General features: G+C 57.7%; 11 protein-coding genes and 2 pseudogenes. 5 read left to right on the forward strand and 8 right to left on the reverse strand.

What is annotated here, in order from left to right; all coding sequences use genetic code 11:
- Positions 1–116: 116 nt before the first annotated feature.
- Positions 117–1,139 carry an IS110 family RNA-guided transposase gene (locus RS75_RS22205; protein WP_045024537.1) on the forward strand — a complete coding sequence of 341 codons (1,023 nt, stop codon included), beginning with the start codon at positions 117–119 and terminating at the stop codon, positions 1,137–1,139.
- Positions 1,140–1,889: 750 nt separating this feature from the next.
- Here RS75_RS22205 and RS75_RS27400 read toward each other — a convergent pair.
- Positions 1,890–2,171: pseudogene (locus RS75_RS27400) on the reverse strand (dienelactone hydrolase family protein); the annotation flags it as partial.
- 105 nt (positions 2,172–2,276) lie between these two features.
- Complete coding sequence (locus RS75_RS22210) at positions 2,277–2,582, reverse strand: hypothetical protein (RefSeq protein ID WP_045024558.1); 306 nt, start codon at positions 2,580–2,582, stop codon at positions 2,277–2,279.
- Between the two features lie 597 nt (positions 2,583–3,179).
- Between RS75_RS22210 and mctS the strand changes: the two genes are divergently transcribed.
- Both mctS and mctR read left to right on the forward strand, forming a co-directional pair.
- Entirely contained in the window at positions 3,180–4,577 is a 1,398-nt protein-coding gene (mctS, locus tag RS75_RS22215; protein ID WP_045024539.1) for a two-component system sensor histidine kinase MctS, read from the forward strand.
- Positions 4,574–5,206 carry a two-component system response regulator MctR gene (mctR, locus tag RS75_RS22220; RefSeq protein ID WP_045024542.1) on the forward strand — a complete coding sequence of 211 codons (633 nt, stop codon included), beginning with the start codon at positions 4,574–4,576 and terminating at the stop codon, positions 5,204–5,206. Before mctS ends, mctR begins: the two co-directional genes overlap by 4 nt.
- A gap of 59 nt (positions 5,207–5,265) precedes the next feature.
- Here the strand turns inward: mctR and RS75_RS22225 are convergent, their stop codons facing one another.
- The 3 genes from RS75_RS22225 to RS75_RS22235 form a co-directional block, all read right to left on the reverse strand.
- Complete coding sequence (locus RS75_RS22225) at positions 5,266–6,378, reverse strand: TRAP transporter substrate-binding protein (protein ID WP_045024544.1); 1,113 nt, start codon at positions 6,376–6,378, stop codon at positions 5,266–5,268.
- 81 nt (positions 6,379–6,459) lie between these two features.
- Positions 6,460–7,968 carry a TRAP transporter large permease gene (locus RS75_RS22230; protein ID WP_045024545.1) on the reverse strand — a complete coding sequence of 503 codons (1,509 nt, stop codon included), beginning with the start codon at positions 7,966–7,968 and terminating at the stop codon, positions 6,460–6,462.
- Between the two features lie 15 nt (positions 7,969–7,983).
- A complete protein-coding gene (locus tag RS75_RS22235; RefSeq protein WP_045024547.1) occupies positions 7,984–8,532 on the reverse strand; it encodes a TRAP transporter small permease subunit in 549 nt (182 codons plus the stop codon).
- Between the two features lie 134 nt (positions 8,533–8,666).
- On the opposite strand from RS75_RS22235, the gene RS75_RS27340 reads away from it, so the two are divergent.
- Positions 8,667–8,795 carry a hypothetical protein gene (locus RS75_RS27340; protein WP_267884629.1) on the forward strand — a complete coding sequence of 43 codons (129 nt, stop codon included), beginning with the start codon at positions 8,667–8,669 and terminating at the stop codon, positions 8,793–8,795.
- Positions 8,782–9,085: pseudogene (locus RS75_RS27170) on the forward strand (HipA N-terminal domain-containing protein); the annotation flags it as partial. The gene RS75_RS27340 and the pseudogene RS75_RS27170, both read left to right, overlap by 14 nt.
- Before the next feature lie 21 nt (positions 9,086–9,106).
- On the opposite strand, the gene RS75_RS22245 reads toward RS75_RS27170, so the two are convergent.
- From RS75_RS22245 to RS75_RS22255, 3 genes are all read right to left on the reverse strand, one after another.
- The gene (locus RS75_RS22245) at positions 9,107–10,279 is read right to left on the reverse strand and encodes an epoxide hydrolase family protein (RefSeq protein ID WP_045024551.1); all 1,173 of its coding nucleotides are present in this window, start codon (positions 10,277–10,279) and stop codon (positions 9,107–9,109) included.
- An 84-nt stretch (positions 10,280–10,363) separates the two neighbouring features.
- Positions 10,364–10,663, reverse strand: coding sequence for an SbtR family transcriptional regulator (locus RS75_RS27405; protein WP_324607192.1), 300 nt, complete (start codon positions 10,661–10,663; stop codon positions 10,364–10,366).
- Between the two features lie 109 nt (positions 10,664–10,772).
- Positions 10,773–11,242 (reverse strand): SDR family oxidoreductase (locus RS75_RS22255; protein WP_045024552.1); only part of this gene is annotated, 470 nt, incomplete at its 5' end.

Here is an 11,242-nt window from a genome sequence, read left to right on the forward strand (position 1 = left end):
GGGTTTACGATTTCTACCAGTTAAACGTTACTGGAGTGATGAGGTGGACGGCCTCCGCACCCGGCATCGTTGTGCCATACTGTGGCTGTCAAAGGTCACAATCGGGAGAACCGTCCATGATGGAAGTTATCATAGTCGGCTTGGATATCGCCAAGCACGTTTTTCAGGTCCACGGCGTCGATCAAGGTGGTAACGCTGTTCTTCGAAGGAAGCTCCGGCGAGCAGAGGTCGTCAGTTTTTTCGATCAGTTACCACCTTGTCTAATTGGAATAGAGGCGTGCGCCACTGCTCATCATTGGGCTCGAGTTCTCATCAATCTCGGGCATGAGGTTCGGCTGATGCCGGCTTCCTACGTAAAACCGTATGTGAAGCGGCAGAAGAACGATGCGACAGACGCAGAAGCAATTTGTGAGGCGGTCACTCGACCAACGATGCGCTTCGTGCCCGTAAAGAGCGAAGAGCAACAAAGCGTGTTGATGCTACATCGCGCCAGGGAGCTGCTCGTGCGACAGCGCACAATGCTGATCAATGCTTTGCGGGCACATTTCGCGGAACTTGGCATCGTCATGCGTCAAGGTTCTGCGGGCGTCAGCACGCTCATCGCCCTAATCGAGGACGATGAGCACGATCTCGTTCCCGACTTCACCCGTCGAGCTTTGATTCCGCTCGCAGAACAGCTGAGAGAGTTGTATCGACGAATTGCGGAGCTGGACCAAGAGATTATCCGCTGGCACCGAACAAGCGAGTTGAGCCGCCGTCTAGAAACAATTCCGGGCGTGGGGCCGGTCACCGCGAGTGCGCTCTCTGCGACAATCGCTGATGCATCACTCTTCAAATCGGGGCGGCAAATGGCGGCATGGCTTGGTCTTGTCCCACGACAGAATTCGAGTGGCGGTAAGGAGAGGTTGGGACGGATCAGTAAACAGGGTGATCCTTATGTCCGCAAACTTCTCGTCGTCGGCGCTCATGCTGTATTGCGCTTCAGTCGCAAAGAAGGAACGGGGCCGAAGAAGTGGGCCGCCGATATGCTGGCTCGCAAGCCGCACAACGTCGTCGCAGTCGCGTTAGCGAACAAGATGGCTAGGATAGCTTGGGCAATAATGGTTTCAGGAGAGCGGTATCGATCAATCCCGACCTGATACGGGAAGCTTGAGCCTTTGGAGATTGGTGAGGTGCAAATGGTGTGATGCGAACGGTCGAACCGGGGTCTGGAAGCCCGACATTGGGGTGATGTGCTCAATAGCTCGTTGGAGTGTATGGGACCAGATCTGCGGAATTCATCAGGGCCAGCGGCATCGAACGGCCGCAATCAAAGGCCGTATACATGCCTGCACCCGACCAAGTCGCTGCCACACCAAAAGTCCTTGCCAAGCGGAGGCCGTCCATACATGAACCCCTCGGGCTGGATCAACGAGGCGCTTCAAACTAAGCTGCGTGCGCTGCGTGCTTTCAGGACGGCAGGCGTTCGTGCATGCTGACGGCGTGTCCGAGCCTGGTTGTCTCCATGCTATCGAAATCCAGTTGCTGCAAAGCCGCTCGATTTCCGCAGCACGGAACGCATATGGCTCTTCACCGGCCCAGTGCTCACACAGTGAGCGGCGATCAAGGAAAGCTCCAAACCTTCTGAGGCAGGTGTTCCGTCGCCGCCAGCAGCATCGCTTCCCTTCCTCCATGGAGTTACCTTTTTCGACAAAGAGCACAGGGTTGGAGTGTCTAAAGATCATTTTCGGCAACCGGGTGAAGCGGATGGTGGGGCCTGCACCTCACGCGCTGCAGGATCCACGGCAACGGTGAGGAAAAGACTATCGTTAGAAGTGGCGATGAAAACGTGTCCGAACCGTCCATCAGCACTTCGGTAGACGCTGCCGACATCGTGTTAACAGAGTTCATTGGGCGCCCGGCCGGCCCTGGGCAAGCTTCTGTGCGGGCAGCACGCCCAACGAAAAGCCGGCAAGACGAGTTCAAAAGGGAATCGCCGGCGATGAGGACGCCTCGCTCTTGTAGCTCTTCGAACCCGATCCTATCGACGTAAGCGAGACCCTTTTCGACAATTCCGAACGTGCTTCCTTTGAACGGGTCCGGTGTGTGCACTCGACGTGCCCGCCGGATATCCGCTAAGCGCACAGGCCTGTGGTGAGCCCCTTTGCGTGGTGGAACAATACCTCTGCCATACGGCTCTCCAGGAGGCAAAATGGTCACGACATCAATAGTCTGTGATTCCGTTTCGTAGCAGCGATATCACCTGTCCGGATGTTTGGATTATGGCGTCACTCGCGTCATATCCCGGATCCGTCGAGCTCGCGATCGTCGTCTCCTTCCCAAGGGGAGGGCCTTGCGAAACTATCGGCGTTGGCTGAAGGTATTGGCATCCAACACTTCAATTCTGGCTCAGCGTATTCAATGATCCGCCCCGGCGTCGAGTCGGAGGCGCGCCATCCTTCTGACCCGAACCGGTCGCCATTCGACCAGTATGCGAGGTCTACCTGGGCTGGCCCTTGTTCTGACGAACGGATCGTTACGAGGATCCGATTTCCGTTTTTCGGCGCGGTTGCCATGTGACGCCATCGGTTTTGCTCGTCCATCATCTTCGTCCCTCCCAGTGGCTGCAAGTGCCAGCTCGCCATGAAAAAAGGATCGAGTCAAACCTTGCGCAACCCCTTTATTGATTTCTCCCGTTTTCGACGAGATACGACGATCCGTTTGTGGACGGCCTAGCGCCTGCCGCTAGGCCGTCCCTGAACAGAAGTAAGGTGGCCATCGACCACCTCGGCTGCACCTATCAAGGATAGGCGGTCGCGCCGTCCTGCTTGCGGGTGACCTTGCGCTCCCAGTGAATATAGTCCTCGTTCTGTGGCGCTTTTTCATCGACCTTCAGGCCCCAGCCCGGCCGGTCCGGGCGAAATTCGCTTTCGAGTTAGTCCATCTCGAAGAATATGAAGACCGGCTGTTCTCCGGCGGAGGCCCCACCCATGGCGATCGCGCGAGTATTGGTAACCCGGCGGCGACTGTCGGCTGTTTAAGCCAACTCCGCATGTGCCGCCGCCTCGATCTGTGCCGTTGCATGGCCAGGCTGCTCTCCTGAATAGCCTCCTGCGGATAGCTTCGCGACATGCTCGACTTGCCGCATGAAGTATTGTTAGGTGAGGCATTGTGAGGGGTTAATGTGTCGGAGGGGCCGCATGAGACTCAGGAATCAGATTGTCGCATTGGCCATCGGACCGCTTGTTCTAGCTATTATCGTCATCACCGCACTTATCACCTGGCAGTCAATGACGCTGGCGCGGACCAGCATCGACGCTTTCGAACGAAACATGCTCGCGGCGAAGGAAGCAGAACTACTCAACCTCACCAATCTTGCGCTTTCCGCGATCCGCTCGGTTTATGACAGGGCAGGGCCTGATGACGAAGCTGCAAAGGAGGAAGTCAAGCGCATCCTGACCGGCCTAGACTACGGCACGGACGGTTATTTTTTCGTCTATGACTATGACGGACTGAACGTGGTCCATCCCCGCCAGAATTTTCGCCCGGGCAATAACTGGCTGGATCTTCACGACCCCGATGGCAATCGTGTGATCTACGATCTGATAGTCAAGGCAAAAGAGGGAGGAGGTCTCGTCCAGTATAAGTGGGAGAAGCCTTCCACCAGAAAAATGGCCGACAAGCTTTCCTTTGCCGCAGGACTCGACAAATGGCGCTGGATGATCGGCACCGGCGTTTATCTGGATGATGTTTTTACTGCTACGGCAGCTGCGAAAGAGGAATTACGCCACTCTATCACATGGAATTTCCTGATCGTCGCGCTGTTTGCTGTTCCTGCCGTATTGCTGGTGTTTGCCACCTGTATGCTGCTCAATCTGCGCCAGCAACGGCTGGCCGACGGGCGGCTCAAGGAATTGATGCAGAGGATCATCGATACTCAGGAGGAAGAGCGCCTGCGTATTGCCCGGGAACTGCATGACGGCATTTCCCAGAACCTCGTTGGCGTGCGCTTTGCGATCGATCTTGCGCGACGCAAGGTGACGCCGGACAATATTGGCGCTGTCGAGGCGATCGGCAAAGGTGCTGCGGCTTTGAACGAAGCGATCAAGGAGGTACGCCGTATCTCCCATGATCTCCGTCCCCGCGTTCTCGACGACCTTGGACTGACGGCCGCTCTGGAATCGCTGATTTCGAGTTTTTCCGAACGGACCGGCATCACGGCGACACTCGAATCCGTTGCATTCAAGAATATGCTCGTTCCCGAGGCGCGCGTTGCCCTTTATCGTGTTGCACAGGAGGCGCTGACCAATATCGAGCGTCATGCGGATGCCACGCGGGTTACTATCAGGTTTTCCAGCCGCGATGAACGGGTGCAGATGGATGTTGCCGACAACGGCCGTGGATTTCCAGCCGTTCGGACGGAGGCCGGGGCGCCGGCCAACAAGGGGCTGGGCTTGAGAAACATGCAGGAGCGTATGACCCATTTCGGTGGCAGGCTGGATGTCGAAAGCTCCGTCAAGGGGACTGTTCTGCGCGCGGTCCTGCCGATTACCGCAATGAAGGACCACGAGAACGGAATACGGGAGGCCGCCGAGTGATCCCTCATCCGATCCGTGTCCTGCTGATCGACAATCACCCCCTGGTGCTGGAAGGGCTGAAGGCTGTGCTGGAGACTTATGACCATATCGCCGTCGTAGGAACCGCAGTATCAGCCATGGCCGGTCTCGAAGCGGCCGTCACCACGCGGCCCCATGTGGTGCTGATGGATATCAACATGCCACAGATTAACGGCATCGATGCGCTGGAACTGTTCAAGGAAAAACAGCTTTCCAGCCGGGTGCTGATGCTGTCGATGCATGATAGCCGGGAATACATATCTACATCAGTAATGTATGGCGCGGCGGGCTATATCCTCAAGGACGTAGAGACGGAAGAAATAGTTGCCGCAATCGATGCCGTAGCTGGCGGTGGAACCTATTTTTCCTCAGGCGTTCGTGACGTGCTGATGGAGGGTTCGTCCGGCAGGCTCAAGGCGCTGACGACACGTGAGCAGGACGTGCTGCTGCTGATCGCACGGGGAAAAAGCAACCGCGATGCCGCTGCGGCGTTGGACATTGCCGAGCGGACAATGGAAACCCATCGCAAGAACATCAAGAGGAAACTGGACATAGCGACCACTGCCGGTCTCATCCGCTACGCGATAGATAACGGGCTGATCAAGGAATAGTCAGCGTCGAAGCACCCCGGAGGTCGCCATCCGAGGTGCCGCGATATTATAAAGTCGGCTTATTTTCCAGCGCTCTGCATGGCATAGCCGTAACTGTCGTAGGTATATTCGGCGACACGGAACCATTCGTAGCTCTCGTCGCGGAATTTCTTCCAGCCGGGATAGATCTTGGCCCACGCCGGGTGCTTCTGGGTATATTCGTCGTAGAGCTCGAAAGTCGCCTTGTAGGCGGCATCGAGCACGTCGCGGGGCAACGGACGAAGCTGGGTGCCCTTGGAAACCAGCGAGCGGATAGCATCCTTGTTCTTTACATCGTAGAGCGCCTGCATGTTGATGTTGGCGGCCTTGCAGGCGGTGTCGAGCGCTGCCTTGTATTCGTCCGGCAGGGCCGCGTATTGATCCTTGTTGATGAAGAAGTGGATCGTCAGGCCGCCTTCCCAGAAGGCCGGATAGTAATAGTAGGGTGCGATCTGGTAGAAACCGAGCTTCTCGTCGTCGTAGGGGCCGACCCACTCTGCCGCATCTATGGTGCCACGCTCAAGGGCCGGATAGATGTCGCCGCCGGGAAGCTGCTGTGGCACGGCGCCAAGCTTGGCAAGCACCTGTCCCGCAACGCCGGCGATGCGCATCTTGAGGCCCTTGATGTCCTCGATGCTATTGATTTCCTTGCGATACCAGCCGCCCATCTGGGCGCCCGTGGCTCCACCGGGAATGCCGATGACACCGTAGTCGGAAAGGAATTCATTGTAGGCTTCGTTGCCGCCGCCGTGATAAAGCCAGGCATTCTGCTGGCGGGCGTTCAGGCCGAACGGGATGGTGGAGCCAATGGCGAACGTCGGATCTTTCCCCGTGAAATAATAGCCGCAGGTATGGGAAATTTCGACGGTATTGGCTTTTACGGCGTCGATGGCCTGGGCTCCGGGAACGATTTCGCCGGCCTGAAACACCTGGATTTCGAACTTGCCGCCTGTGATTGCCTTCAGCGCATTCGCCATGACCACGGCGCCGCCGTAGATTGTGTCGAGATTGTTGGGAAAGCCCGAGGTGAGACGCCAGCGAACGTTTGGCAAGGACTGAGCTATGGCCGGCGTGGCGAGCGTCGAAGCGGCCGCAGCCGCCCCGGCAAGCACGCCGCCAGACAAGAAGTGTCTGCGGTCCAGATTGTTTTTCATTAGATTACCTCCTCCTATGAAGTGACCGACGCCTGGCGCATCGACGGGTTGCGGCGGGCACATGTGGCACCCGTCCGATTGTTAGGGGTTGCTCGGCTTGCCAAAGCTTGGTGCGTTGCCGCCGGGGGCGAGGAACGGATTGGCGAAAGGATCGGCATCGCTGCCTGCGCCGGGCATCGGTACATTGATATGAACGGCCGAGGGATCGGCCACCTTGGCGCCCGACTTGTAGTGCATCACTATTCCGGGGAAGGCGATGATGATGATGACCATGGCGAGCTGGATGAAAAGATACGGAATGGCGCCGAGATAAATCTGGGTCGAGGTGACCGGCTGGATCGTCTGGCCGGTGATCCGGTCCTTGTAGGCGCGTGTTGGCGCCACCGACCTCAGGAAGAACAGCGAAAAACCGAACGGCGGATGCATGAACGATGTCTGCATATTGACCGCCAGCATGACGCCGAACCAGATCAGGTCGATGCCGAGAGCATCGGCGACCGGGGCCAGCAGGGGGATGATGATGAAGGCCAATTCGAAATAATCGAGGAAAAACGCCAGGAAGAAGACCAGCAGGTTGGCGACGATCAGGAAGCCGATTTCGCCGCCGGGGATCGATGTCATCAGATGCTCGACCCAGACGTGGCCGTTCACACCGTAGAAGGTCAAAGAGAACACGCGGGCACCAAGCAGGATCAGCAGCACGAAAGACGAAAGTTTTGCGGTTGCATGAAGCGACTGCTGGATCAGGCCGAAATTCAATCTGCGGTTGGCGAGCGCGAGTGCAAGCGCGCCCACCGCACCCATGGCGCCGCCTTCCGTTGGTGTGGCGATCCCGAGGAAGATCGTGCCGAGTACGAGGAATATCAGCACAAGTGGCGGCACAAGCGAGGTGATGACCTTGAACAGCAGCCTGGTGCCACGCAGGGTGCGTGCTTCCAAAGGCAAGGCCGGGACTTTCGTCGGGCTGATGATCGAGGTTATGATGATGTAGAGCGTATAAGCCGTTACCAGCATGAGACCCGGAACAAGCGCGCCCTTGTACATGTCGCCCACCGAGCGACCGAGCTGGTCGGCCAGCACGATCAACACGAGGCTGGGGGGAATGATCTGCGCCAGCGTGCCTGAGGCGGCGATCGTGCCTGCGGCGATTTTACGGTCGTAGCCGTAGCGCAGCATGATTGGCAGCGAGATCAGGCCCATCGAGATAACCGAGGCGGCGACGACGCCCGTGGTTGCGGCCAGAATGGCCCCGACAAAGACAACGGCGAAGGCGATACCGCCGCGGACCGGACCGAAGAGCTGTCCGATCGTATCCAGCAGATCTTCCGCCATGCCGCTCTTTTCAAGGATCAACCCCATGAAGGTGAAGAACGGTATGGCCAACAGTGTTTCATTGGACATCTGGCCGAATATGCGATCGGGAGTGGCCTGGAACAACGTTACCGGCAGCAGCCCGAGTTCAATTCCGATGAAACCGAAGACAAAGCCGACAAAAGCCAGCGCGAAGGCCACCGGATAGCCGAACAGCAGCACGATGATGAGCGCCGCGAACATGATGGGCGCGAGATTTTCCGCAAGGAATGCCATAATTGTTTCTTCCTTCGATCAGAGCATTGCTGCCGCGGCATCAGCCGCTGCAACCGGATCGGGGATATCGCCGCGAAGGATTGCGACGCGTTTGATGAGTTCCGACACGCCCTGAATGGCAAGCAAGCTGAAGCCGATCGGTATCAGCGCCCAGACCGGCCATTGAATGAGGCCGCCCGTGTTGTTTGAAACTTCACCCGAGGCAAATTTCTGCAGGAACACCGGCCAGGAGAGATACACGGTGATGAGGCAGAAAGGCATGAGAAAGAAGATGGTCCCGAGGATATCGACCCACAACTGCCCCTTGCGCGGCAGGCCTCCGTAGATCAAATCGACCTTCACGTGCTCGTTGTTGAGGAGCGTGTAGGCGGCAGCGATCAAAAACACGGCAGAGAACAGATACCACTGGGATTCAAGCCAGGCGTTGGAACTCATTGAGAACGCCTTGCGCATGGCGGCATTGATGGCGCTGATGAGAATGGCTGCAAGCAGCAGCCATGAAATGCCTTTGCCAATTGCAGAATTGGCGGCATCAATGGCGCGCGAAAGCGCCAGCAAAAACTTCATGATATCCTCCCCGGGCGCGGCCGCGTACTCCTCAATACACGTGTGGTCGCGCTAATTCGGGCAGAATATCAGTGGTGGATCTACGCTCAAGGGAGCGCAGGGGCCAATTTCTTCAGAAGTACCAAGAACTGGGTATGCTGCTTCCAATTGAGGAAAGGGCTGCGTCGCAGCCAGGCGTCGCGTTCAAGGTCGGGCAGCCCAATAATGACGACGGTGATTTACCCACCTTCGTCATCAGCTCTGAAAACGATGACGAAGCCTGAGTCTCCTCCTGATCCGAGATCCATCTCTTTGCTCGAGGTATTCCTGAACAATCTCAAGATTGGCACGATTGTCAGGACCCCTGGCGACTTCAACGCATTCAGCCTGGACGACAGTTACCGCGCAACCGGCGGGTTTCCCGTACTGAGCCTGTCCCTTCGCGCCGCAACTGGATATCTGCGCAAGACCGGAAACCCGTTCCTGGAACGCTACCGGCGTTCTTTGCAAACCTTCTTCCAGAGGACAAGTTGGGAGAAGCGATGGAAAACACCACGTCGGCAGTGTTCGGGCGCGGACAAAGGTCGCGGGTTCTCTATTTCCTTGTCCAGTTCGTCGCGGGATCACGCCAAAGCCGGAACGAGGCTCTTATGTCTTCGGCGAGTGTCTGCGGTTGCTCCAGGGCGGCAAAATGCCCGCCCCGCGGCATTTCCGTCCATCGATCTACTTTGAGGGCGCGTTCAATCCAGGATCGAGGAGGAATGGGCAATTCCTTTGGAAAATGCGCTATCGCGAAAGGTACGTCGCTGGGGACTAGACCTTCAAATGCGAGAGGCGATTTCCGGTTCTCCTTGTAGAGGCGCAAAGACGCGTCGATGGTGTTGCCGAACCAGTAGAGGCATATGTTCGTCAGTAACCGATCAAGCGAAATGAGGTCTTCGAGCTTTCCATCATGATCCGTCCAGCTTTCGAATTTCTCCAAAATCCAGGCAGCCAGTCCGATCGGGCTATCCGCAAGTGCGTAGGACAGCGTCTGCGGCTTTGTTGCCTGAAGGAGCGAGTACCCACCCTCTTCAGCGGCAAAAGCAGCGGCACGCTCATGGAACTCAGTCTCCTCCAGATTCAAGGCCGGGGTCCCTGGACCAAGCGGCGGGCGGAACCCGGCGGACACATAGTTCAGGTGAACACCGATGACATTTCTCGGATACAGCACGCCAAGCCACGTTGAGACGCCAGAGCCAATGTCACCGCCCTGGGCGAAGTATCGTTCGTAGCCAAGCATCTCCATGAGATCGTGCCAAAGTTCGGCGATGCGGCGGCTGTTAGTCCCGGGACCTTCCGGGGCCGAAGAAAAGCCGAACCCGGGCAGCGAAGGAACCACGACGTCAAATGCGTCGCGCGGATCGCCTCCATGACTAGCCGGGTCGGTCAAGTGTTCAACGAGCATCTCGAATTCGAGGAACGAACCTGGCCAGCCATGTGTCATAATAAGCGGAACGGGGGCAGGACCGCGTCCGAATTTGTGAAGAAAATGAACGGAATAGCCCTGGATGTCGGCCTTGAACTGGGGCAGTTGATTGAGGCGCGCTTCCTGCGCACGCCAATCAAACTCCTCACGCCAGTAGTCCATCAGCTTGCGCATGAACGGCAGGCCTGTTCCATCCTGTGAATCGATCTGAAAAATCGCTCCCGGAAGCCTGGAATACCGGAGCCGGCGCTTGAGATCGTCGATTTCTTCCTCGGGTATCTCGATCTTAAAGGGGCGCACGGCTCATCTCCAATGGTGCGGCTCAACTGCAATTATCTGCCGCTCAAGAGTTTGTAGTTTACCCGGTTAGCCTGCGTTCCTGGTTCATCCAACGCGAGCTACGAGCACAGTGCTCGTGACGAGGTTAACCAGATGATCCGCCCTCGGCGCGAACGACGGCTGGTCGACCGCCCAGCCGAGAGCCGTCATCCGCGCGAAGAGGTCGTCCCCGTTCATGTCGGGGCGTGCCGTGCCTTCTGCCTGGGCATTCGACAGGAGTCGTGCGCTCGTAGCGTGCACGGCCGCGCACGATGCGTAAAGGGCTGAGGCCGGGTTTGTGTGGGCCGCTGCCATCATAGTGACAACGCCCCTATAGCTCTGGGCGAACTCCACCCATTTACGAATCCATAACCCGCGCGCTACGTCAGCGCAATGCGACGATTCAAGCCCGACGCTTTCTGGATCAGCTCGAACGCCGGGACCACTGAAGTCTGCTGCCTGACCAAGAGACCCTTCACGACATAATCAAGCCGCCATCGACATTGATCGTCTGTCCCGTGATATAGGTGGCGTCTTCGGATGCCAGGAACGCCACGAGTGCCGCGACTTCGGCGGGCGTGCCGGCGCGGCGCATCGGAATGTTGCGCACCCACTCGGCCATCAGTTCGCCGGGCTTGTAATCGCCGAGCATCTGGCCCCAGACGCGGTCGTTGTAATCCCACATTTCGGTATGGATGATGCCGGGGCAAATGGCGTTGACGGTGATGCCTTCCGACGCGAGTTCCTTGGCAAGGCTCTGGGTGAGGCCGACAACGCCGAATTTGGACGCGGCGTAATGCGGCGTGTAGATGAACCCCTGCCGGGCCTGGCCGGAAGCGGTGTTGACCAGGCGGCCTTTGATGCCGCTTGCGCGGAAGCGGCGGATCGCCTCCTGACAGCAGAGGAACGCGCCCTTGGTGTTGACGTCAAGATTTAAATCCCATT

This window comes from Rhizobium nepotum 39/7 (assembly GCF_000949865.1).
In the GTDB taxonomy this organism is placed as follows: domain Bacteria; phylum Pseudomonadota; class Alphaproteobacteria; order Rhizobiales; family Rhizobiaceae; genus Agrobacterium; species Agrobacterium nepotum.

Coding starts and splice junctions, on each gene's coding strand:
- RS75_RS22205 (WP_045024537.1), top strand. CDS start 117: ATGATGGAAGTTATCATAGTCGGCTTGGATATCGCCAAGCACGTTTTT.
- RS75_RS22210 (WP_045024558.1), bottom strand. CDS start 2,582: ATGGACGAGCAAAACCGATGGCGTCACATGGCAACCGCGCCGAAAAAC.
- mctS (WP_045024539.1), top strand. CDS start 3,180: ATGAGACTCAGGAATCAGATTGTCGCATTGGCCATCGGACCGCTTGTT.
- RS75_RS22225 (WP_045024544.1), bottom strand. CDS start 6,378: ATGAAAAACAATCTGGACCGCAGACACTTCTTGTCTGGCGGCGTGCTT.
- RS75_RS22235 (WP_045024547.1), bottom strand. CDS start 8,532: ATGAAGTTTTTGCTGGCGCTTTCGCGCGCCATTGATGCCGCCAATTCT.
- RS75_RS27340 (WP_267884629.1), top strand. CDS start 8,667: ATGCTGCTTCCAATTGAGGAAAGGGCTGCGTCGCAGCCAGGCGTCGCG.